Below are 20,846 nucleotides of genomic sequence, written 5' to 3'. Positions count from 1 at the left end.
CTCGTGCATGGAAACGATTTTATCAGTCCGAGATTTAGAGGTCTCGTTCCACACATATGCAGGAACGGTTCAAGCCGTTCGTGGCGTATCGTTTGATTTGAAAAAAGGCGAGACGCTCGCTATCGTAGGAGAATCGGGTTCAGGTAAATCCGTTACTTCGAAGGCAATCATGCGTCTCATTCCGAACCCTCCAGGTGAAATCACGAACGGAGAAATCATGTTCGAAGGGAAAGACTTGGCGAAACTTTCGGAAAAAGAAATGCTTAAAATTCGTGGTCGCGATATCGCAATGATTTTCCAAGACCCAATGACATCACTCAACCCGACAATGACGATTTACAAACAAATCGCAGAAGGGTTGAAACAGCACCAAGGGTTAACAGGTGAGGATGCGAAGAAACGTACGCTCGAATTGTTGACACTTGTAGGGATTCCAAACCCAGAAGCGCGTTTGAAACAGTACCCACACCAACTCTCTGGTGGGATGCGTCAGCGTATCGTTATCGCGATCGCACTCGCATGTAACCCGAAAGTGTTGATTGCCGATGAACCGACAACAGCACTTGATGTTACGATTCAGGCGCAAATTCTCGAACTTTTAAAAGACATTCAGCAAAAAACAGGCACAGCGATTATCTTCATCACGCACGACCTTGGCGTTGTTGCGAACATGGCTGACCGTGTCGCTGTTATGTATGCAGGTCGTCTTGTCGAAAAAGGAACGGTCGATGAAATCTTCTACGAGCCACGTCACCCGTACACATGGGGACTTCTCGGTTCGATGCCGCGTCCGACAGATGACCGTAACGAAGCGTTACCGGCAATCCCGGGTACGCCTCCAAACTTGCTCGATCCTCCAAAAGGGGATGCATTCGCACCGCGTAACCCATACGCGATGAAGATTGATTTTGAGAAAGAGCCACCGATGTTCCAGGTGAGTGATACACACTTTGCTTCTAGTTGGTTATTACACCCACAAGCACCAGCGGTTAGTCCGCCACGTGCGATTCGTGAACTCGCTCTCAAGTATCGTCCGGACAGTGCGTTCGCAAAATCGTTTACGAAAGGTGGTGCTGAATAATGGAACGCGAGAAATTACTCGAAGTAAAAAACCTGAAGCAGCACTTTAAAATTGGCCGTGGCCGCGTCGTCAAAGCGGTCGACGGAATCTCGTTTGATATTTTCAAAGGTGAAGTGCTCGGACTCGTAGGAGAGTCTGGTTGTGGGAAGTCTACAACAGGACGTACGATCATCGGTCTCTACGACGCGACTGACGGCGACGTTGTGTTCAAAGGCGAAAACGTCCACGGTAAAAAATCAAAAGCAGACAAGTTGAAATTCAACCGTGCTATGCAAATGATTTTTCAAGATCCATACGCATCGCTTAACCCGCGTATGACGGTTGCAGACATCATCGCAGAAGGGATTGACATTCACGGTCTTGCGAAGACGAAAGAAGATCGTATGAACCGCGTGTATGACCTTCTTGAAACGGTTGGTTTGACGAAAGAGCACGCGAGTCGTTACCCACACGAATTCTCAGGGGGACAACGTCAGCGTATCGGGATTGCCCGTGCCCTTGCGGTTGAACCAGACTTCATCATCGCCGATGAGCCGATTTCTGCACTTGACGTTTCGATTCAAGCGCAGGTCGTTAACTTGATGAAAGAATTGCAACGCGATCGCGATTTGACGTATTTGTTCATCGCCCACGACTTGTCGATGGTTAAATACATCTCTGACCGTATCGGTGTTATGTATCAAGGTCACCTCGTGGAGCTTGCGACAGCAGATCGCCTTTATGAGAACCCAATTCATGCGTACACGAAATCGCTTCTTTCAGCGATTCCGCTTCCGGATCCGGAGCATGAACGTACACGTAAACGGATCGTATACGAGTCAACTTCGAAAGGTCCAGTCGGACGTTCGGATGAAGATTCGAGTATCCCACCACTTCGCGAAGTCGAGCCAGGACACTATGTCTCGCTCACGGACGAAGAGTACGAAGCATACAAAGCACAACTCGTTTAATACGATGGCCCTGACTTCTAAATGAAGTCAGGGTTTTTTTAGCGCAAAAAAAGTCACCTAATGTGCTAGGTGACGGATTATCCGTTTGAAATACGCGGCAAATTCGAGAGGCGTTCAACGATGGCATCGATTTGACGGACGCGAGCTAGTGCATCTTCAATCTCCATTGTCTCATAATGGTGAAGACCACCTGGCTGCTCCACGAACGTATCTGCGTCGTGAACGAGCTGTTGAAGTGGTGTCCGTTGAATCCGGCTCGGTGGTAAATAGGAATCGGTATGCAAAAGAATCATGACAGAAATCTCTTTGGCACGGGCAGGGTCTTCCCCGAGACGAATGAGTAATTTATGTGCCCGCTCCGCACCTTTAATCGCATGAATATCGTTCTGACGATATAAGTCATAATTCCATTTGCCTTCTGTATACCATTCATAGTGACCGATATCATGAAGTAGCGCAGCTTTCGTCGCTAAATCTGTATCGAGACCACGTTTCGTTGCCATTTCGAGAGCGCGTTCACAAACGTCTACAGCATGTTTTAAGCCTGATCGAGTTAAATATTTTTGGGTTACCGGATGTCCCATGATGGTTTCTAATGTGATTCTCATCATCGCTCTCCTCCTTAAATAGAAAAAGGTTATTTCTATAAACTATACAGGTTTTTTGTATGTAATGCAAATGATATCCGTGTAAAGAAATGATGAACTCGTAAGAATGATTCACATTTCACAAACAAATGTGCTATAATTTACTTGTAGATTAGTGCAAGTTCAAGATTTTCAGAATCGGTAATGCTCGGTCGGTTGCTTACGCTGTACGGGGGTGAGAGGCCATGAAAGAACGTGACAAAGTTCTACGAGAGAAAAAACGACTTTTGAAAGAAGTGTTGAAGAAAAAGTTGAAAGACTTGCAAGTCAAGCCAGGGAAAGAGACGGTGTCTCAACCAGTGTCTCGGTTCCCGGCATCTTGAGATGGGTCATTCAAGGTCGCATTCACCGAATGCGCCCTCTTTTCATATCTGAATGATAAAGAATATCATTGAAGTTTTAATAATTAAGAATTATTATAATTAAGTGGATGCGAATTTGGGTATACAGATAGAGTCACTTAAAAAGATGGACGCATACTCGATCAGGGAGGAAGAAAAATGGTCATACTTTATACGTCTCCAAGCTGCACATCTTGCCGAAAGGCACGAGCTTGGCTCGAAGAACACGATATCCCGTTTACAGAACGAAACATATTTTCAGAACCGCTCTCACTAAATGAGATTAAGCAGATCTTACGCATGACAGAAGATGGAACGGATGAGATTATCTCGACTCGTTCTAAAGTCTTTTCAAAAATCGATGTATCCGTTGATGCGTTATCGCTTCAACAATTGTATGATTTGATTCAAGAATATCCGGGCTTACTACGCCGTCCGATTTTGATTGATGAAAAACGACTACAGGTCGGATACAACGAAGATGAGATTCGCCGATTCTTGCCACGGAAGGTTCGAACGTTCCAATTGCAAGAAGCACAGCGACTTGTGAATGAATGAGAGCATACTGTCTAAGCAGTGTGCTTTTTATTATCGATTATTTCCTATAAAATAAAGTTATAACCCGTCATCTAGATTGAACGATGTCAAAAAGGGTACAAAGATAACAAGACAATTTCCCCTCTCCTCCTTATGTGAAATGGGAGCGAGGTGAGAAGGGAGTGGACAATCGTGAAAATTGAGCGCATCAATGACAATACCGTCAAATTTTTCATCACATATGTGGACATCGAAAAGCGTGGCTTCGCACGTGATGAAATTTGGTACAACCGAGAACGTGGCGAGCAGCTGTTCTGGCAGATGATGGACGAGGCTCACGAACGTGAAGACATCTCGTTTGATGGTCCACTGTGGATTCAAGTCCAAGCTTTTGAAAAAGGTCTAGAAGTGACCGTGACAATTGCGAAAAATGTGATGGATACGGAAGACGATTCTGAACTCGGTTCGCTTCTTCGTTCAGCGATTGATGAAGCACGAGATCAACAATCGGTACTCGATCAATTGAGTGAGTTGGATGAACTCGAAGCGGAAGCAGATGCTTGGGCGCCACTCGCAATGGAAACAGATGATTTTGAGGCGATCATTTCACTGAGTAAGCGTGCAGGTGAAACGTTCAGTGATCTTGATTTGAAACTATATCATTATCAAGACCGTTACTATTTGTGGATTGATTTCCCGGATGAAATGGAGCCTGAAGACGAAGAGAATGCACTCAGTCTTCTAGCAGAATATTTAACATTTAGTACACAGACGCAACCGATGCTTGAAGAGTATGGTAAACTCATTCTCGATGGCGACGTCTTTGCGAAAGTGCGTCACTACTTCTAAATGATCAATCGCCTGTTCAGACGGACAGGCGATTTTTTCAAATCAATGGTAAAGAGGTGTTGGTATGGTGAGACGGATTCGACTACTACTTGACGATAGTGCATGGTTCGTTCCATTCCTATATGGGATGGGGGGCATCGTGTTAACAGCGTTGACACAACTGTTCGGTGAATTTTTCCGAGATTTACTACCAGATTTTATTTATTTGGACTTGGACTCGGCAGCGTCCGTATTGTCTTCGACGTTCACGAGTCTTATGACGATGATGACGTTTAGTTTTTCGACAATCCTTGTCGTGTTGACGACATATTCTTCTCAGTTTTCTCCTCGGACCATCAATAACTTTTTGACGAATACGTCGGCTAAGCATACGCTTGGTCTCTTCATTATGACGACCGTTTACGGGATTTCGAACTTATTCCTCGTCCGAACGGCAGATGATGGTGTCGTATTATCTTCAGGAATCAGTGTGCTCTTAGTCATTGGTTCGATTTGGGCGTTCGTCAAGTTCATTCAGACCATCAGTGTCTCGATTCAGGCAGAACGTTTGTTATCCGCGTTACATAAAGAAGCACTATCGGTAATCAGTGAGCAAAAAGACGCCATCGAGTCAGATGACGTGAATCTCGTATTACCACGTTCTGTTCATTCGTTTGAAGGTCAAGCGGTACGGGCGCCGCAGACGGGGTATATCCGCTTATTTTTAAGAGAGAAGCAGGGAGATCATGAAACAGACTTTGAATCGGTCGTAGCCGTAGGTGAATTTGTCGCAAAAGGGGATTTACTCGGATTTTGGAAAGGTGAGGATGCCCCGGACATCGAGCTATTTGAGATCGGCGAAGTGCGGTCCTCGATGCAAGACCCTTCATTTGCGATTGAAAAGTTGAGTGAGATTGCGTTACGTGGAATCTCTCCAGGGATCAATGACCCGAATACGGCGATTCATGCGATTCATTACATCGGGGATATTTTACGGGAGCTCTGCGAACTGCCAGATGGAGATTTTCTATACTCGAACGGGAAATCCGATTGGCATGTGAAGCGAAAAACGCTCGAGACGATTCTTTTTGAATCGCTATCGCCGATGCAGACTTACGCGAGTAAAGACATCTTTGTGATGGGGTCCGTGTTCGAGGCGATTCGAATGGCGCGTCTCCAGGCGCATGAGACGCTGGATTCGACATTTGATGAGATGATTGATTATTTTGAAGATGTGATTGATTGGGAACGTCTTCATTTGAAAGAACAGAACTATTTACGCAATAAAATAGGGCGAGCTAAAAAGATGACGACATGACAGGAGACCACCTTTTCAAAAGAAGAGGTGGTCTCTGTTCAAGAGAGCGTATATCCGCCATCGACCGTAATGGCTTGCCCATTTATATAGGTTGAGGCATCGGTTAACAAAAACTCGACGACAGGCGCCACTTCTTCCGGTAGGGCGGCATGTCCCCGGAAATGATGGGTCATTGCCTCTTTGAATTTTGCTTCTCCACCGTATAGTTTATGACTGAGCGGCGTATCGACCGGACCAAAACAGACGGCGTTGAATCGAACCTTTCCTTTCATCCGATGTGCGAACGTTGCGTAATGAGCGAGCATAGGTGGGAATTTGACGTGTCCGACGATGGCGGCGTTGTTGACGACACTCGCTCCCTGAGCAAACAAAGGGATGGCGCGTTGTGTGACGGTGTTCAGTGCATAGAGATTGACGTCAAACACTTCGGTGTATGACTCTTGAGTCAAACGCTCCGGTGTACCGGGTCTACCAAATGTTGCGGCATTGTTGAAAAGACCATGTAACGTCACCCCTTGTTCCTTTAAGTGTCCAAAGAGGTGATCGATATCTTCCGCTGAATGGAGATCGCACCGGATGAACGTGGCCAATCCGTTCGAATCTGATTCGAGAGAAGCCCCCCGTGTCTCATCACGACCGATTCCGATGACACGATGTCCATTCTCGGTTAACTGCAAGGCGACGGCGCGCCCAATCCCGCTTGTCGCACCTGTGATTAGAAAAGTCCCCATAATTCATTCGCTCCCCTCAAAAAATTGGCGTTACGATGTATAATTAATGATAATACATGACAGAAACGAGGTCAGGTTATAATATGTTGCGACGCATACAAGTACTCTTTTCCCTTATTTTGCTCGCAGGACTCATTGCGATATTATCGTATTACTGGAGCTCACAAGTGATCGGGCTCTTCTCGATTCTCGTCTTTTTGACAACGTTCAGTATTTTGCTTGTGATTTTGCTTGAAAATCGCAACCCGCAACGCACGTTGATCTGGGCGATTGTCATGATTGGCTTTCCTGTCATCGGGCTATTTGCGTACTTTGTGTTCGGTCAAAACTATCGTCGCAAACGGATGTTCAAAGAAAAGGCGATGCTCGACGAAGAGACGTACTTGGCTTACCGGCAAAAAGCGATGACGCTATCTCCGTCACTGATGTTTGCGCATGACGATTATGAGAAGTTGATGCATCTCACCTCTTCGTTGAACCAATTGCCCGTCTCTTCGAATACGTACACGCAGATTTTGACGAACGGACGTGAAAAATTTTCGAAGTTATTGCCCGCTCTGAAAGGGGCGACACGGCACATCCATTTAGAGTATTACATTTTTCGAGAAGACCGTATTTCTCGGGAAATTCAGCGGATTTTAATCGAGAAAGCCAAAAAAGGGGTCGAGGTTCGATTCTTATATGATGCCGTCGGTTCCATTCATACGAGCAGTACGTTTTTCGAGGAGATGAAACAAGCTGGCGTCCAAGTGCAGGCGTTCTTTCCGGTCGTCCTTCCGCTCGTGTCGAGTAAGACGAACTATCGAAACCATCGAAAAATTGTCGTTATCGATGGAACTGAGGCGTTCACTGGAGGATTGAACGTAGGGGATGAGTATTTAGGCGAACACTCTAAATTTGGTTTTTGGCGCGACACCCATCTGTATGTCAGAGGAGAAGGGGTTTCCGAGTTACAGTTGATCTTTTTACAAGACTGGTACTACATGACGGGAGAACGGCTGTTCACGCCATTCTATTTAGAACCGCTCGAAACGGTACGAAGTGCGAGCGGAGGTGTCCAAATCGTTGCAAGCGGACCTGATGAACCGTACGAGACGATGAAATCGATTTATTTCTCGTTGATCAATGCTGCGAAAAAGTCCGTCTATATTTCCTCCCCGTATCTGATTCCTGATGAGGACATTATGAGTGCTTTGAAGACAGCATCTCTATCGGGCATCGATGTTCGGATCGTCTTACCGAGCTATCCGGACCATAAGATTGTCTTTTATGCGAGTCGTTCCTATTATGAGGAGTTACTGTTGGCAGGGGTAAAGATTTATTTATACGAAGAAGGATTCATGCATTCAAAAGTCATCGTCGTCGATGACGGACTTGCCACGATTGGGACGGCGAACATGGATTTTCGTAGCTTCCATTTGAACTTCGAAGTAAATGCTCTCCTGTACAACACGAACTCGGTCCATCAGTTGAAACAAGACTTATATCATGATTTCGAAGGGTCTCACGAACTTGTATTAGAAGAGTTTGCGAAGCGCTCATTCTTTATAAAACTCGTAGAATCATTGGCCAGAATGTTTTCACCACTACTATAAGGGGGGAGCAAGATGCGGTTTGCGATCGGTCGAGAAGGGGATATCGTTGATTCCTTTACTCTAAATCGAATGCAGGCGGAGCAGCTTGCTCCTTTTCGATGTCCGACGTGCCAGGAAATGTTGATCTTAAAGCAAGGTGCGAAACGTCGTCTACATTTTGCCCACATCCATACGTGCGGGAGAGCGGAATCCGTTACACACCATCAGGATAAATGGGCAGTATGCCAATGGCTACAAGAAAGCGGGTACCCTGTCGATCAAGAAGTGACGATTGGGAATCGTCGGGCCGACATTCTTACGAATGTGGATGAGTTGCCAACCGTCTTTGAGATTCAGGCATCTCCATTGAAAGTAGAAGAATATGTCGCGCGAACGAACGATTACAAACGAGCAGGTCTGGATGTGATTTGGATCGCGAGTGGTCTCGATTTAAAGATGAACCAATCGTTTCAACCGTGGATGCGCCTTGAACTATCTCGGCGACACCGGTTGATGACAGTGAAAAATGGACAGTTGGTTCGTTTCAATGGGTTTCCCATTTCAATCAAGTATGGAATCGGGAATTGGGAAGTCTCGTCCTCAGTGACCACTTCCCCTTATGAAGCTTATTATCGGTTCAATGCATTGGAATGGACGGAGATGATACGACGAAAACGAATGTCGCCGATCTACCCATCCCCAAAGAATCGACATCTCATTTTAAATCGTCTGTATCCTTTGGGATTGATTCCCGCCTTGTTACCGACAGCCTGCTATCTTCCCCTCACGTCACTTTGGGGAATACACGTTCATCCGATTGAGTTTCAAATCGTCCTCTATTTAAATCGCTATGAGTCACCGAATGATTCGGTGGAATGGAGCATTCAAAAGACGTGCCGCCAGTTCGGAGTGACATCGACAAGCGACTTTTCCCAGTCATTTCATGTACAATGGAAACAACTCTTGAATGCATGTCGTCTATCGTGTGATGTCACGACTTGGGTGCTTCCAATCACCTATGAAGATGCGAGACGTCACGATACACGATTGTATCAAGGACTTCAGCGATTGATGTTACAATCGACGAACCAATCAGAAAAGGGAGTGAACGTATGTCAGAAGTATTGACACGACAACAAGTTCCAGTCGAAGAGACGTGGGACTTAGAGACGATCTACAGTAACGACCAAGCATGGGAAGCAGATTTTGAAGCATTAAAAGAGCAGGTGCCGGCATTGATCGGGTTTAAAGGAAAACTCGGTGAATCGGCAGAAACGTTATACGAAGCGTTACAACTCCGTGATGAGCTTTCTCGTAAATTACATAAGCTGTATACGTACGCGCACATGCGTTACGACGAAGATACGGCGAACAGTCATTATCAGGCATTGAATGACCGTGCAGGCTCACTCGCCTCGCAAATTTCAGCCCAACTCGCATTCATGACACCAGAGCTTCTTTCAATCGATGAAGCTCAAATTGAAGCCTTTATGGAACAACACGAGTCACTTCGCGTGTATCGTCATGCGTTCGATGAGTTGGCGCAAGAACGTCCACACGTACTGACGGAAGCGGAAGAAGCGATCCTTGCGCAAGCTGGAGACGTGCTCGGACAATCGAGTTCGACGTTCGGTATGCTCAATAACGCGGATTTGAAATTCCCGAAAGTGAAGAACGAAAAAGGGGAAGAGGTCGAATTGACGCACGGACGTTACATCACGTTCCTCGAATCGAGTGACCGAAGTGTCCGTGAGAACGCCTTTAAAGCAATGTACGGGACGTACGGGCAGTATTTGAACACGTTTGCCTCGACGCTTTCAGGCAGTGTGAAAAAAGACAACTTCTATGCAAGTGTCCGTAAATTTGAGAGTGCGCGACAGGCAGCCCTTCACCACAATGCGATTCCAGAGTCTGTGTACGACGGTCTAGTCGAAGCGGTCAACGAGCGTCTTGATTTGCTGCATCGATATGTCGCATTGCGGAAACGTGCGCTCGGATTAGATGAGTTGCATATGTATGATTTATATACACCACTCGTCAAAGATGTAGAGATGAAAGTGTCGTACGAAGAAGCGAAACAGTTGATGGTTGATGGTTTGGCACCACTCGGAGAAGAGTACGTTCAAATCGTGAAAGACGGTCTCGATTCACGTTGGGTCGACGTACGCGAGACACGTGGAAAACGGAGCGGTGCATATTCATCTGGAGCATACGATACACAACCGTTCATCCTTATGAACTGGCAGGACAACGTCAACAACTTGTTCACGCTCGCGCATGAGTTCGGTCACTCGGTGCATAGCCATTACACGCGTACGTCACAGCCGTATCCGTATGGCGACTATTCAATCTTTGTAGCAGAAGTCGCGTCGACGACAAACGAAGCGTTATTGAACGACCATTTATTGAAAACACGGACGGCAAAAGAAGAACGTCTCTACTTGTTGAACAATCAACTCGAAACATTCCGTGGGACGTTGTTCCGTCAAACGATGTTTGCTGAGTTTGAGCATATGATTCACAAGGCTGCTCAAGAAGGCGTCTCGCTCACACCTGAATATTTGAATGAGACGTACTTAGAGTTGAACAAACGCTACTTCGGAGAAGGAATCGTCATCGATGAAGAGATTTCATATGAATGGGCGCGTATCCCGCACTTCTATTACAACTACTATGTCTATCAATATGCGACGGGAATCTCAGCATCGGCAGCGTTGTCGCAACAGATCATGGAAGAGGGAGAGCCGGCCGTACGTCGTTACATTGATAACTTCCTCAAAGCTGGGTCTAGCGACTACTCAATCGAGGTCTTGAAAGCGGCAGGTGTCGATATGACGACGAAAGAACCTGTCCTTAAAGCGCTTGATCAGTTCGAAGCGGTGCTCGATGAAATGGAATCATTATTGTTCTCGTGAACAATATGTGACAATGTACACAAACTAGTTGTCAGATGAAGAGGGACTCGGTATATTATAAGTGTGAAATCAATCACAAACCCCTTTATTGACCGTAAACTTTCTCCCATCTTGTAGGCCTTCCCCGGGCCTCAGCCGTCAAAAACCCCACGGCTCCCCGGCCGTGGGGTTCTTTTTTATTTCGTTTGCGCCCATGCCTCACCGCTACATCCCGGTACAGGGCGGCAGCGTTGCTGCAAGGAGAGCTTCTTCAGTTCGCGTTCAATCACAGTTTTATCTAAGTCTAGAATATACGATAGTTCAGTAATCGTCGACGCGTCATAACGAGCCAACACTTTGGCTACATCCCAGTCAGTCGTACGACTCGGGGCATAACCGAGCAACTCGGTCATGACCGATTGATACACGTCGTACGGATAGACCCCTTCAATCTTCAATGCTTCATCGCGCGTCACGAATGTGAGAGCGGGCAATGACTCAATCTCCCAATCTTTCAGCACTTGATGATCGACTGCTAAAGCATTCAAGAGCTGGTTCGATTGAAGATCGGCTTCAAGTTCATCCAAATCAAGACCGTACTCTTCGAAAGACCGTGCGATTTCCCATAAATCAATTGAGCCTAACTGTTTACCAGAGAATAAATCATTCACATGCAAATGACGTAAAAAACGCATCGCATGACGTTTCCCTTGTAATTCTAACGCTTTGATCATTGTGAGAAGGCGAACTTCTTCCTGACATCCGCCAACACAGCTAGGAACGGTAGAGACCATTCGGAAACGAATCACATGTCCGTATTCAATCTCTAACTTTTTGATCAGTGTCATCACGTGAAAATTTTCAGGACTCGAGATGTCCATGAAATAGAATAACTCCAATGGCTTATACGTTACTTGAATAGGAGTTTCTTCCAGTGAACAGGATGACCCATTACATTGTTCAAGTTCCATTTGTGTCGCCTCCTCTCGGCAAAAAACTCATTTAATGTTGTAAACTCATTGTAGCAACGAAAAAAAAAGGTTGGCAATGTATCTGCTCAACCTTCAGACCGACTCATTTTTAATTCCATGAATCGAACGATTTTATTTTTGGCGGGACGGTATGGAAGACCGTGCTCTGCTAACAGTCGTTCGAATGCACGTTTGCCCGCTTCTTCATTCGTGACTTCAAATTCTATTTCATAGTCAGTTGTCTCCAAATAATGGCTTTCGTCCAAAACGAGAAGACCATCTTCCGTTTGATGTTCGGCTCGATTTGTCTCGAGGCGTCCGAGGTGTTCGAGTGCGGCATTCAGTTGAAACGGGGCGAGGGCTTGCTTCATTTGATCATCATGAATGATTCCGTACTTGAATAAGTCTTCCGCTTCTTCTTCAGTGATCGAGGCATGTGTTTCAAGCAATCCGACTTCGTTCGGTTGTTTTAATGTCAATACCTGGCCATGTTTCTTCTCACGAATACGAAGGGCTGCGCCTTGTTTTTTTAGCTGGAAGGTTGGCGTGTCGAAATAATCGTTTGCTTGCCAGCGGACGCGATCTTCTAGTTTGTAGGCTTGAATCAGTTTTTCATACTCATCTTTTGTTAACATGGATTTAAATTCAATTTCCACTTCTTGGGTCATTAATCATCGCTCCATTCTATGAACAATTGTTCGTTTATGATACCATACAAACGGATACATACGGAAAGGACGCGTTTTTTCCGGAAAAGAACGAAAGTGGTGACAGCGTATGCAATCAGTGAACTGGGATCAGTTTTTAGTACCGTATCAAATCGCGGTAGACGAGTTGAAAGTAAAGTTAAAAGCCGTTCGTAAGCAATTCAAGTCGCAAAATGACCACTCTCCGATTGAATTTGTCACAGGTCGGGTCAAGCCGGTCGGGAGCATTCTTGAAAAAGCAAAGCGAAAAAATATTGCGGATCATGAGCTGGCGACCGACATGCAAGATATTGCTGGATTACGAATCATGTGCCAGTTTGTCGATGATATCGTTCACGTCTTGGATTTGCTTCATCGTCGGACAGATTTTAAAATAGTGGAAGAACGCAATTATATTACGCATCAGAAAGATTCCGGCTATCGGTCGTATCATGTCATTATCGAATATCCGGTCCAGACGATTCATGGGGAGATTCCGACACTTGTCGAAGTGCAAATTCGTACCCTTGCGATGAACTTTTGGGCAACGATCGAGCATTCTTTGAATTATAAATATGATGGCGATATGCCTCTTGAAGTACAAGAACGATTGAGACGTGCAGCTGAGGCGGCATTTCTTCTCGATGCAGAGATGAGTCAACTTCGTGTCGAGATTCAAGATGCGCAGCAAGTGTTTCGGGATAAAGAGATGAATGTGAAAACAGACGAGGACTAGGGGGAAATCGATATGCAGTTTGCGATTGTATCGAGGGGAGATGCGCGATCAGCGGAAATCGCCCAGGAACTGACTGAAAAACTTGAAGCCGCTGGGCATACGTTATCGGAAGAGCCACGCATCGTCGTGTCAGTCGGTGGGGACGGGACGATGCTACAAGCGTTCCATAAGTATATTGACCGTCTCGATGAAACGCTTCTCGTCGGCATCCATACCGGACACCTCGGTTTTTATGCGGATTGGCAACCGGATGAATTGGATGAACTGACGGAAATGATCACGAGTGAGTCGTTCGAACCGGTCTCATACCCGCTCGTCGAAGTTCTGATCGATTACGAGAACGGAAAGACCGATCGTCAATTGGCGATGAACGATTGTACGATCAAAAACTATAAGCGGACGCTCGTCTGTGATTTGTCGATCCGCGATGATTATTTTGAAACGTTCCGTGGTGATGGACTGTGTATCTCGACCCCTTCTGGTTCGACTGCCTACAACAAAGCGCTCGGTGGTGCAATTGTCCATCCATCGATTGAAGCAATCCAAGTGACGGAAATGGCTTCTATCAATAATCTGGTTTATCGAACGATTGGGGCGCCGCTCCTCTTGCCGAAACATCATCAAGTGAAAATCAAACCGCATACGAAAACGGAATTCGAATTGGCGTTTGACCATCAAGAAGCGTTATCTTGGTCAGACGTCGTGTCGATTCGTTGCGCGGTCGCAAAAGAAAAAGTGACGTTCGCTCGTTTCCGCCCGTTCCCATTTTGGCGGCGTGTACGCGAATCGTTCATTGAGGAAGGAAAGTAACGAATGCAAGGATTTATCATTCGTCGCGTTGTGGAGAAGGCTATTCCACTGCGCGACTTTTTAATGCAGGACCTCGGAATCTCTCGAAAGATGCTCACGCTCGTAAAACATGAAGGGGAAATCGAGGTGAACGGGAACCATCGTACGGTTCGGCACGTTCTCGAGCCAGGAGATGAAGTAGTCGTACGCTTCCCACCCGAGTCTCCTTCGACAGATATGGCAATCTCGGATAGACCGATTCACATTTTGTATGAGGATGAGACGGTGCTGGCAGTTGATAAACCGGCTGGGATTGCGACAATCCCATCACGACTGCATCCGGCCGACACACTCGCAAACGCCGTACTCGGTTACTATCGACAAATCGGTTTGACCTCTGCGATTCATGTGATCAATCGACTCGATCGCGATACGAGCGGTGTCGTCTTATTTGCGAAGTACGGATTCATTCACCATCGGTTTAGTGAACTCCAGAAAGCCAATGCGCTCACACGTTCTTATGTGGCACTTGTGGAAGGGGAAGTCCCTATCCAAACGATCGATGCACCGATTGGGCGTGCCGAGAATTCCATCATGGAACGAATTATTACTGAAGACGGACAGCGAGCCGTCACACACATAGTCGATTGTCAGCAGTTTGGTAGCGACTCGTTGTTGACGATTCGACTCGAGACAGGACGTACCCATCAAATTCGCGTTCATTTGCGTCATATCGGTCATCCGCTGATTGGGGACTCGATGTATGGGGGAGCGGGTCGAATGTCACGTCACGCCCTTCACAGCGCCTCTGCGCGCTTTATTCATCCGATAACAGGAAAAGAAGTGATGATTGAAGCACCAATCCCGGAAGATTTTCAATATCTATAACAAAATCCCTTCAAGGTCATAAAAGCCTTGAAGGGATTTTTCAATCGTCATCAAACATATAGGTTTTTGATTTAGAGGCTACGTTCATGACGAGACCGATGGCAATCATGTTCATGATGATCCCCGTTCCTCCGTAACTGACGAACGGAAGGGTGAGTCCGGTAATCGGCAACACACCAATCGTCATCCCGATGTTTTGGAACACTTGGAACGTGAACATCGCGATGACGCCAGTGACGATGTAACTTCCGAACGCGCTGCTTGATTCAAGTGCGATATGAATCATGCGATAGAGGAACAAGAAGAAGACGATGATCACGAGTGCCGCGCCGATGAACCCGTAATGCTCGGCGATGACGGCAAAGATGAAGTCTGTCTGTGATTCCGGTAGATAGACGAGTCCTTGTCCATATCCTGCCCCGAACATTTGACCAGACCCGATCGCCTGCAATGATTTGATCAGCTGGAACGCCAAGTCGTCCGAATACTCATAAGGATAAATCCATGCCTGGAATCGGTTCAGGGCGTGACCTGGTACGAACGCCTGTAGCACTTCGAAATGAGAGAAGAACAAATACATGAAGGTTCCAATGATCAGAGCAGCTGCGCTGAACAGACCGAGTAACCATTTCCAGCCGATACCGGAGACGATGATGATTGCGCCGAGCATCGTCATCAAGACGAGTCCAGTCCCTAAATCCGGTTGCGTTACAATCAGACCGAGTGGCGGAATGGCGACTAACACCAATTTGACTAACAGCCACGTGTCGAGTTGAGATGAGCCGTATCGCTTGTTGTGGTCATAAACAATCGTCGACATTGAAATGAGAAGGAACAACTTCATGAACTCTGCCGGTTGGAAACTGAATCCCGGTACGTTATACCATCCATACGCTCCGTTGATGTTCGGGACGAGTGTCGTGTCGCGGAGCGGAATGAGTCCGACGAGCAAAAGGAGACCGAATGCATATAAGTACCAATGGATTTTTCGGAGCTGCTCGTACTCGATTGTCATGATGGCAAACATCGCGAAAAAGCCGATGACGTACCGAATACCCTGTTCGAGAGCGAAGTTGATATGTTGAAGTCGGGTCGGCAACATCGGTTGTGCCGTATAGATTGCACCGAGGCTGATGATCATCAATAGGAAGACGATGGTCAACAGCGTCGTGTCTAAACTTTTAAAATATGATTGAATACGGTTCATAATGGAGTCGAGTCACCCTTTCTATACGTATTTTATCTTACCGCAACTTAAAAAAATCGCAATACGAAACGAGCCGGTTGACAAAACAGAAACCTTTCTGTAATCTGAGAACAGATATTATCACCAGGTACTAAAAAGGGGAGTTTATGATGTCAATTTTTCCAACGTTAACGAATAAAACTTATGTCGTCATGGGGATTGCCAACAAGCGTTCCATCGCATGGGCGATTGCCAAAACACTTGATGAAGCGGGAGCGAAGCTTGTATTAACGTATGCGGCAGAACGTTTCAAGTCAAGTCTTGAATCACTTGCGAGCGAGTTGAAACAAGAAGCGATTTTGCTCGAGTGTGACGTAACAAATGACGAAGCGATTGAAACGACATTCCGTTCAATCCATGAACAAGCAGGGGAGATTCAAGGGATTGCCCACTCGATCGCGTTTGCGGATAAAGAAGCGCTTCGCGGCGAATTCTCGGAAATGACACGTGGACAATTCGCGCAGGCGTTAGACATCTCGGCGTACAGTTTGACGGCTGTCGTGAAAGCGGCGAAACCATATTTCGCATCAGATGCCTCGGTGATCACGTTGACATACCTCGGTGGGGAGCGCGTCGTTCCAAACTATAACTTGATGGGTGTCGCAAAAGCGGCGCTTGACTCAAGTGTCAAATACTTGGCAAACGAGTACGGTCCGCACGGTGTTCGCGTCAATGCAATCTCGGCTGGTCCGATTCGTACCTTGTCGGCTAAAGGGGTAGGCGACTTTAACAGTATCCTCTCGGAGCTTGAACAAAAAGCGCCGTTACGTCGAAACGTCTCTGCAGAAGAAGTTGCATCGACAGGACTCTTCCTTCTCTCGGGAATGGGGAGCGGCGTCACGGGTGAAGTCATTCACGTCGATAGCGGATACCATATTTTATAAGTTTGGGAAATGGCGCAGTGATGCGCCATTTTTGTATTATCTAGCGGTTGAATGGGGTAAGTACCTATGAAGGAGGTCAGATCATGGGTCCTTATCAGATTGATTTTACTGTCGTTCAGTACGTCAACCGCCAAGTCCAGCCTTCAGGTCGAGCCAGTATCGAACCGGTGACGCGGATCAAACGCGTCCAACGCATCCGACCTCGACGGGAAGAATGGTTAGAAGAAGAGCAAGAAAAAAACCCCGGTCGTTTTGTCGACCGGAGCATATAAGATTAGCCTCGGAAACGGAACGTCTCATAGACGTTCCATGTTTCATTTTCGAGTTCGTACATGACAGCCATCCGAGTGATCGTCTCTTCGAAATGAACTTGCTCCATCCGCATCCGTTCGAGGACGTCAAACAGTTCGGCATCGGTCAGATCTTGACCGATTGTGATATGTGGCAAGAATTCATATTTTGGTGCCTGACCGAGCACGTCTTCGTGAAGTCGCTGCTGCAGAGCAGACAGTTCACGTGTCGGCAACACTTTCAAATACAGCACGTTGTTCGTCGGCGCAAAAGAGCGGACACCATCGACTTTTAACTGAATCGGTTTAGTCGAATCCGCGACTTGTTGCAAGTACTCCAGTACTTTTGGCAAGTCTTTTTCGGACACCTCCGTCCGTTCCTTGATGGTCACGTGAGGTGAAATCAACGCATATTTTGTGTCATACCGTTTTCGATAAGAGTTCGCAAAATCTTGCACTTGTTTAGACGGAAATAAGACTACCCCAATCTTCATTCCTCTTCCCCCTTTAATCGTTTAACCTACATGTTTATGATGACCGATTTAATGAGGGAAGTCAAAGCAGGGTTCGTCTTTTTTCGATTTTTCAGTATAATGGTTATATTAACTAGAGAGATGATGACTCTCTGAACGAAGGGATGTGAAGCGGGATTTTAATCCTGCGCCTATTATGAAACACGTACCACACTCACGAGATGTCCGTGAAGCAGCTCGTGCTCGCCTGCTCGAGCGCGGCGTCACGATTGAATCGATTGCCGAAATCGTTTATCAAATGCAGGCGCCGCTCGAGCGCGGCGTCACGATTGAATCGATTGCCGAAATCGTTTATCAAATGCAGGCGCCTTACTCGCCGCATCTTTCGTTGAAAGATTGCATGGATTCCGTCGAGGCGGTTCTCGATAAACGCGAATTGCAACACGCCATTCTCGTTGGATCGGAACTCGACATGTTGGCGGAGAAGGGGCAACTGTCTGAACCGCTTTTGTCTATCATTGCATCTGACGAAGGTTTATTTGGAGTGGATGAAACGATTGCGATTGGTGCCGTGAACACATATGGTTCGATTGCCGTAACGACGTTCGGGTACTTAGACAAGGCTAAGATCGGCATCATCAAACAACTTGATACGAAAATGGATGACGGGCAAGTGCATACGTTCATGGACGACCTCGTCGGCGCGATTGCAGCGAACGCGTCTGGACGATTGGCACACCGTCTTCGTGATATGATCGACTTCGGAGAAGAAGAGATGCGTGAACGAAAAGGGTTGTATTGATGAAGTTGACACCGATGCAGGTGGTCATCACCGGGACGATTGCATATGTGATCGTGTCGGTGTTTGTCGTTTTGGGAGCAGTCGGCCCTATGAATACGTTCGTGTATGAGTTGTTACAGCCGTTACCCGATCGTGTATTTGCATACGTCACAGAATTAGGGAGCGCTCAAGTCATAGTCGGGCTCTCAATTCTAGGTTTATTATTTTGGTTTTGGCGCGGTAACCGCGTCGAGGCATGGCGACTCGCGCTCGTTGGGATCGGGACTCTTCTTTTCACACAAGTGCTAAAGCTCGTTTACGGAATCGATCGCCCGCTTATTGATGCGTCCCTCGATGCGACGACATATAGCTTTCCGAGTGGACATGCATCAGGATCGCTGGCGTTATATGGATTAATGGCTTATGTCTTATATCGCAAGAGACAGTCAACATTCGCTATCATCCTACTTGTGTGCCTCGTCCTTGCGGTGTCGCTCAGTCGAGTCGTCTTGAACGTCCATTACTTTAGTGATGTGATTGGAGGCTGGCTCGTCGCGTTGACTATGATCGCCTTATCTGAATGGATTATAAGGAGGAAAACGGTTTGATCGTCGTTGTAGATGTAGAGAAGTGGTTATTTGTTCAAAAGAAAGAAGCGGATGAAGCGTCGATACCTACGATTTTAGTAGAGAAGAAAATGGAGGGGGCCACGTGGTTCACTTCCATGAAGATTTTATTCCAATTGAAAAAATGGACGGGTCAACGTCAATTCGTTCCGTTGTTAGCTTATGATGAGGAAACGTATCGCTCGTATGAAGTTTTCCACGTTGATGCCGTCCCTCCGATGGCGTTACTTGACGGGGGACGAACGTTACTCGTGAATAATCAACGAGACGAGTCATACGATTTTGCCTTGCAGGGAAGTGGGCACGTCTCAGAGACGTCAATCTTATCGTTTGCGCTCGACTATCTTGAAAAGATGACGAATGAACGTGTCGTCTTTGCAGGAGATGAGACCATCGATGCCGGTCACGTCGTCCCGACCGAGTTATGGGATGCGACAAATCGATTGAATTCTGGGTCACGTTTGTTCGAATGGATTCGAGAAGAAGACGCACGTGAGGAGAATGGACATGACTGATTGGGAAATGAAGTTCCAACAATTGCTTGATCAAGAAGTGGACGAAGTCCAGGTGCCCCGAGAAGATTTTTTGAAAGCTCGTACGATTTTGATTCAGAAAGGCTGGCTCTTCCAAGTTGTGGGCGAAGCCAAGCATGGCGGAATCACAATTTATCGCCGCAATCCGGTTGCACCGACTTCTTAACCGAAATAGAGATGAACGAATGGAAAACGATTCGTTCATCTCTTTTCTTTGTGTTCATGTTCAGACAGAAGTTTGTGGAAGTGTCTCCGAAAAGTCTGTCGTAACCGCTTACATTTTTAGGGTCGATTCGTTTTATACTACAGGTGTAGGAGGCCTCTACCATGCAATTGAATGAAAAAAGTAAACGAATATTAAATGTCATCCTGCATGAAAAGCAGATGACCATTGAAACGTTAACGATGATGCTCCCGTATTCTCGTCGGACAATCGAATATGAACTAGAGCGTATTCAGGAATGGCTTGATGGTTCTGGTCTATCCAATCTGAAGGTGGATGGAGCAAAAATTGAATTGACAGTGACAGAAGCATTGATTGAGCAAGTGGAACGTGCGGAATTAGTTTGGTCAGAAGAAGAACGTGAGCTTGTCATCACGCTCTATGCCATGACACAAGAAGAGTTTCTCTCAAGTTTTCACTTTCAACATTTGTTAGATGTGTCCAAATATACCGTTCAAGAAAGTTTAAATACGATCAAGAAAAAGGCTGCACAATTCGGTCTCGATTTCTCTTATACGAGAAAAGAAGGCTATCGGTTTAACGGTCATTTCCAAACGATCACGTTGTATGTGTATCGGACGATTGAACAACTACTCGATAAATCAACGTTCTCACAATTGCTCGACCTATGCTTTGACGATTGGCAAGAGGAGTTCAAAGAGCGAGTCCGTCAAATTGAGCAGTTTGAAACCCTCAAACAGTTTCAATTTGTGGAAAGTCATCGCGAAAAAATGGCCTATTTCCTTCTGATTGGTTCGAGATTATCGCCGAGCGTCGCGAAACTCTCGGTCGGTTCGCCTGAAGAGAACAGCTTCATCG

Annotated in this window: 25 protein-coding genes; 19 read left to right on the top strand and 6 right to left on the bottom strand. The window is 46.4% G+C overall.

What is annotated here, in order from left to right:
- Nucleotides 1-7: 7 nt before the first annotated feature.
- Together ON063_RS09435 and ON063_RS09430 are read left to right on the top strand one after the other, a co-directional pair.
- A complete protein-coding gene (locus tag ON063_RS09435) occupies nt 8-1,081 on the top strand; it encodes an ABC transporter ATP-binding protein (RefSeq protein WP_214695470.1) in 1,074 nt (357 codons plus the stop codon).
- Nucleotides 1,081-2,031 carry an ABC transporter ATP-binding protein gene (locus tag ON063_RS09430; RefSeq protein ID WP_074035095.1) on the top strand — a complete coding sequence of 317 codons (951 nt, stop codon included), beginning with the start codon at nt 1,081-1,083 and terminating at the stop codon, nt 2,029-2,031. Before ON063_RS09435 ends, ON063_RS09430 begins: the two co-directional genes overlap by 1 nt.
- A gap of 77 nt (nt 2,032-2,108) precedes the next feature.
- On the opposite strand, the gene ON063_RS09425 is transcribed toward ON063_RS09430, so the two are convergent.
- Nucleotides 2,109-2,642: an HD domain-containing protein gene (locus ON063_RS09425; RefSeq protein ID WP_074035089.1), complete on the bottom strand. Its 534-nt coding sequence runs from the start codon at nt 2,640-2,642 to the stop codon at nt 2,109-2,111.
- Between the two features lie 221 nt (nt 2,643-2,863).
- Between ON063_RS09425 and ON063_RS09420 the strand changes: the two genes are divergently transcribed.
- From ON063_RS09420 to ON063_RS09405, 4 genes are all read left to right on the top strand, one after another.
- Nucleotides 2,864-3,001, top strand: a complete 138-nt coding sequence (locus tag ON063_RS09420; protein ID WP_214695472.1) for a hypothetical protein — start codon at nt 2,864-2,866, stop codon at nt 2,999-3,001.
- A gap of 177 nt (nt 3,002-3,178) precedes the next feature.
- Complete coding sequence (gene spxA, locus ON063_RS09415) at nt 3,179-3,577, top strand: transcriptional regulator SpxA (protein ID WP_274664952.1); 399 nt, start codon at nt 3,179-3,181, stop codon at nt 3,575-3,577.
- 171 nt (nt 3,578-3,748) lie between these two features.
- On the top strand, nt 3,749-4,405 hold the full coding sequence (gene mecA / locus ON063_RS09410; protein ID WP_274664951.1) for an adaptor protein MecA: 657 nt from the start codon (nt 3,749-3,751) through the stop codon (nt 4,403-4,405).
- A 64-nt stretch (nt 4,406-4,469) separates the two neighbouring features.
- Nucleotides 4,470-5,702: a DUF2254 domain-containing protein gene (locus ON063_RS09405; RefSeq protein WP_274664950.1), complete on the top strand. Its 1,233-nt coding sequence runs from the start codon at nt 4,470-4,472 to the stop codon at nt 5,700-5,702.
- 38 nt (nt 5,703-5,740) lie between these two features.
- Here the strand turns inward: ON063_RS09405 and ON063_RS09400 are convergent, their stop codons facing one another.
- The gene (locus ON063_RS09400) at nt 5,741-6,433 is read right to left on the bottom strand and encodes an SDR family NAD(P)-dependent oxidoreductase (RefSeq protein WP_274664949.1); all 693 of its coding nucleotides are present in this window, start codon (nt 6,431-6,433) and stop codon (nt 5,741-5,743) included.
- Nucleotides 6,434-6,516: 83 nt separating this feature from the next.
- Here ON063_RS09400 and cls point away from each other — a divergent pair, with 83 nt between their 5' ends.
- From cls to pepF, 3 genes are read left to right on the top strand one after another with little or no spacing between them, the layout of a single operon-like run.
- A complete protein-coding gene (cls, locus tag ON063_RS09395) occupies nt 6,517-8,028 on the top strand; it encodes a cardiolipin synthase (RefSeq protein WP_214695480.1) in 1,512 nt (503 codons plus the stop codon).
- 12 nt (nt 8,029-8,040) lie between these two features.
- On the top strand, nt 8,041-9,135 hold the full coding sequence (locus ON063_RS09390) for a competence protein CoiA (protein ID WP_274664948.1): 1,095 nt from the start codon (nt 8,041-8,043) through the stop codon (nt 9,133-9,135).
- Nucleotides 9,120-10,922 (top strand): oligoendopeptidase F, encoded by a 1,803-nt coding sequence (gene pepF, locus ON063_RS09385; protein ID WP_274664947.1) that lies wholly within the window; start codon nt 9,120-9,122, stop codon nt 10,920-10,922. Before ON063_RS09390 ends, pepF begins: the two co-directional genes overlap by 16 nt.
- A 176-nt stretch (nt 10,923-11,098) precedes the next feature.
- Here the strand turns inward: pepF and ON063_RS09380 are convergent, their stop codons facing one another.
- Together ON063_RS09380 and ON063_RS09375 are read right to left on the bottom strand one after the other, a co-directional pair.
- Nucleotides 11,099-11,872, bottom strand: a complete 774-nt coding sequence (locus ON063_RS09380; protein WP_214695491.1) for a DsbA family protein — start codon at nt 11,870-11,872, stop codon at nt 11,099-11,101.
- Between the two features lie 86 nt (nt 11,873-11,958).
- Nucleotides 11,959-12,540 carry a CYTH domain-containing protein gene (locus tag ON063_RS09375; protein ID WP_274664946.1) on the bottom strand — a complete coding sequence of 194 codons (582 nt, stop codon included), beginning with the start codon at nt 12,538-12,540 and terminating at the stop codon, nt 11,959-11,961.
- Between the two features lie 109 nt (nt 12,541-12,649).
- On the opposite strand from ON063_RS09375, the gene ON063_RS09370 reads away from it, so the two are divergent.
- From ON063_RS09370 to ON063_RS09360, 3 genes are read left to right on the top strand one after another with little or no spacing between them, the layout of a single operon-like run.
- Nucleotides 12,650-13,294 (top strand): GTP pyrophosphokinase, encoded by a 645-nt coding sequence (locus ON063_RS09370; RefSeq protein WP_015881226.1) that lies wholly within the window; start codon nt 12,650-12,652, stop codon nt 13,292-13,294.
- Between the two features lie 12 nt (nt 13,295-13,306).
- On the top strand, nt 13,307-14,104 hold the full coding sequence (locus ON063_RS09365; protein ID WP_214695497.1) for an NAD kinase: 798 nt from the start codon (nt 13,307-13,309) through the stop codon (nt 14,102-14,104).
- Between the two features lie 3 nt (nt 14,105-14,107).
- Nucleotides 14,108-14,971 (top strand): RluA family pseudouridine synthase, encoded by an 864-nt coding sequence (locus ON063_RS09360; protein ID WP_274664945.1) that lies wholly within the window; start codon nt 14,108-14,110, stop codon nt 14,969-14,971.
- 40 nt (nt 14,972-15,011) lie between these two features.
- Here the strand turns inward: ON063_RS09360 and ON063_RS09355 are convergent, their stop codons facing one another.
- The gene (locus tag ON063_RS09355) at nt 15,012-16,178 is read right to left on the bottom strand and encodes an FtsW/RodA/SpoVE family cell cycle protein (RefSeq protein ID WP_214748410.1); all 1,167 of its coding nucleotides are present in this window, start codon (nt 16,176-16,178) and stop codon (nt 15,012-15,014) included.
- Nucleotides 16,179-16,327: 149 nt separating this feature from the next.
- On the opposite strand from ON063_RS09355, the gene fabI reads away from it, so the two are divergent.
- Together fabI and ON063_RS09345 are read left to right on the top strand one after the other, a co-directional pair.
- Nucleotides 16,328-17,101, top strand: a complete 774-nt coding sequence (gene fabI / locus ON063_RS09350; RefSeq protein WP_214695521.1) for an enoyl-ACP reductase FabI — start codon at nt 16,328-16,330, stop codon at nt 17,099-17,101.
- An 83-nt stretch (nt 17,102-17,184) separates the two neighbouring features.
- The gene (locus ON063_RS09345) at nt 17,185-17,373 is read left to right on the top strand and encodes a hypothetical protein (protein WP_074035057.1); all 189 of its coding nucleotides are present in this window, start codon (nt 17,185-17,187) and stop codon (nt 17,371-17,373) included.
- A gap of 2 nt (nt 17,374-17,375) precedes the next feature.
- Here ON063_RS09345 and ON063_RS09340 read toward each other — a convergent pair whose 3' ends face one another.
- The gene (locus tag ON063_RS09340; RefSeq protein ID WP_274664944.1) at nt 17,376-17,885 is read right to left on the bottom strand and encodes a YjcG family protein; all 510 of its coding nucleotides are present in this window, start codon (nt 17,883-17,885) and stop codon (nt 17,376-17,378) included.
- A gap of 175 nt (nt 17,886-18,060) precedes the next feature.
- Between ON063_RS09340 and ON063_RS09335 the strand changes: the two genes are divergently transcribed.
- The 5 genes from ON063_RS09335 to ON063_RS09315 form a co-directional block, all read left to right on the top strand.
- Nucleotides 18,061-18,666: a phosphatidylglycerophosphatase A family protein gene (locus ON063_RS09335; protein ID WP_274664943.1), complete on the top strand. Its 606-nt coding sequence runs from the start codon at nt 18,061-18,063 to the stop codon at nt 18,664-18,666.
- On the top strand, nt 18,666-19,253 hold the full coding sequence (locus tag ON063_RS09330) for a phosphatase PAP2 family protein (RefSeq protein ID WP_274664942.1): 588 nt from the start codon (nt 18,666-18,668) through the stop codon (nt 19,251-19,253). The genes ON063_RS09335 and ON063_RS09330 overlap by 1 nt, the downstream gene beginning before the upstream one ends.
- Nucleotides 19,250-19,786 (top strand): hypothetical protein, encoded by a 537-nt coding sequence (locus ON063_RS09325; RefSeq protein WP_274664941.1) that lies wholly within the window; start codon nt 19,250-19,252, stop codon nt 19,784-19,786. The genes ON063_RS09330 and ON063_RS09325 overlap by 4 nt, the downstream gene beginning before the upstream one ends.
- Nucleotides 19,779-19,970, top strand: coding sequence for a hypothetical protein (locus ON063_RS09320; protein ID WP_274664940.1), 192 nt, complete (start codon nt 19,779-19,781; stop codon nt 19,968-19,970). Before ON063_RS09325 ends, ON063_RS09320 begins: the two co-directional genes overlap by 8 nt.
- A 161-nt stretch (nt 19,971-20,131) precedes the next feature.
- Nucleotides 20,132-20,846: hypothetical protein (locus tag ON063_RS09315; protein WP_274664939.1), on the top strand; the 715-nt coding region annotated here is incomplete at its 3' end.

Source organism: Exiguobacterium sp. B2(2022) (assembly GCF_028823655.1).
Taxonomy (GTDB): Bacteria; Bacillota; Bacilli; order Exiguobacteriales; family Exiguobacteriaceae; genus Exiguobacterium; species Exiguobacterium aestuarii_A.
Note: the sequence above shows the minus strand (reverse complement) of the source record. Positions and strands in the feature narration are given on the sequence as shown.

What these genes read in the sequence shown, in the direction of transcription:
- ON063_RS09375 (WP_274664946.1), bottom strand. Translation starts at nt 12,540, where the DNA reads ATGACCCAAGAAGTGGAAATTGAATTTAAATCCATGTTAACAAAAGAT.
- cls (WP_214695480.1), top strand. Translation starts at nt 6,517, where the DNA reads ATGTTGCGACGCATACAAGTACTCTTTTCCCTTATTTTGCTCGCAGGA.
- ON063_RS09425 (WP_074035089.1), bottom strand. Translation starts at nt 2,642, where the DNA reads ATGATGAGAATCACATTAGAAACCATCATGGGACATCCGGTAACCCAA.
- ON063_RS09435 (WP_214695470.1), top strand. Translation starts at nt 8, where the DNA reads ATGGAAACGATTTTATCAGTCCGAGATTTAGAGGTCTCGTTCCACACA.
- ON063_RS09420 (WP_214695472.1), top strand. Translation starts at nt 2,864, where the DNA reads ATGAAAGAACGTGACAAAGTTCTACGAGAGAAAAAACGACTTTTGAAA.
- fabI (WP_214695521.1), top strand. Translation starts at nt 16,328, where the DNA reads ATGTCAATTTTTCCAACGTTAACGAATAAAACTTATGTCGTCATGGGG.
- ON063_RS09370 (WP_015881226.1), top strand. Translation starts at nt 12,650, where the DNA reads ATGCAATCAGTGAACTGGGATCAGTTTTTAGTACCGTATCAAATCGCG.
- ON063_RS09345 (WP_074035057.1), top strand. Translation starts at nt 17,185, where the DNA reads ATGGGTCCTTATCAGATTGATTTTACTGTCGTTCAGTACGTCAACCGC.
- ON063_RS09400 (WP_274664949.1), bottom strand. Translation starts at nt 6,433, where the DNA reads ATGGGGACTTTTCTAATCACAGGTGCGACAAGCGGGATTGGGCGCGCC.
- ON063_RS09320 (WP_274664940.1), top strand. Translation starts at nt 19,779, where the DNA reads ATGACTGATTGGGAAATGAAGTTCCAACAATTGCTTGATCAAGAAGTG.
- ON063_RS09335 (WP_274664943.1), top strand. Translation starts at nt 18,061, where the DNA reads ATGAAACACGTACCACACTCACGAGATGTCCGTGAAGCAGCTCGTGCT.
- ON063_RS09365 (WP_214695497.1), top strand. Translation starts at nt 13,307, where the DNA reads ATGCAGTTTGCGATTGTATCGAGGGGAGATGCGCGATCAGCGGAAATC.
- ON063_RS09355 (WP_214748410.1), bottom strand. Translation starts at nt 16,178, where the DNA reads ATGAACCGTATTCAATCATATTTTAAAAGTTTAGACACGACGCTGTTG.
- ON063_RS09330 (WP_274664942.1), top strand. Translation starts at nt 18,666, where the DNA reads ATGAAGTTGACACCGATGCAGGTGGTCATCACCGGGACGATTGCATAT.
- ON063_RS09360 (WP_274664945.1), top strand. Translation starts at nt 14,108, where the DNA reads ATGCAAGGATTTATCATTCGTCGCGTTGTGGAGAAGGCTATTCCACTG.
- ON063_RS09390 (WP_274664948.1), top strand. Translation starts at nt 8,041, where the DNA reads ATGCGGTTTGCGATCGGTCGAGAAGGGGATATCGTTGATTCCTTTACT.
- spxA (WP_274664952.1), top strand. Translation starts at nt 3,179, where the DNA reads ATGGTCATACTTTATACGTCTCCAAGCTGCACATCTTGCCGAAAGGCA.
- ON063_RS09430 (WP_074035095.1), top strand. Translation starts at nt 1,081, where the DNA reads ATGGAACGCGAGAAATTACTCGAAGTAAAAAACCTGAAGCAGCACTTT.
- ON063_RS09380 (WP_214695491.1), bottom strand. Translation starts at nt 11,872, where the DNA reads ATGGAACTTGAACAATGTAATGGGTCATCCTGTTCACTGGAAGAAACT.
- ON063_RS09340 (WP_274664944.1), bottom strand. Translation starts at nt 17,885, where the DNA reads ATGAAGATTGGGGTAGTCTTATTTCCGTCTAAACAAGTGCAAGATTTT.
- ON063_RS09405 (WP_274664950.1), top strand. Translation starts at nt 4,470, where the DNA reads ATGGTGAGACGGATTCGACTACTACTTGACGATAGTGCATGGTTCGTT.
- pepF (WP_274664947.1), top strand. Translation starts at nt 9,120, where the DNA reads ATGTCAGAAGTATTGACACGACAACAAGTTCCAGTCGAAGAGACGTGG.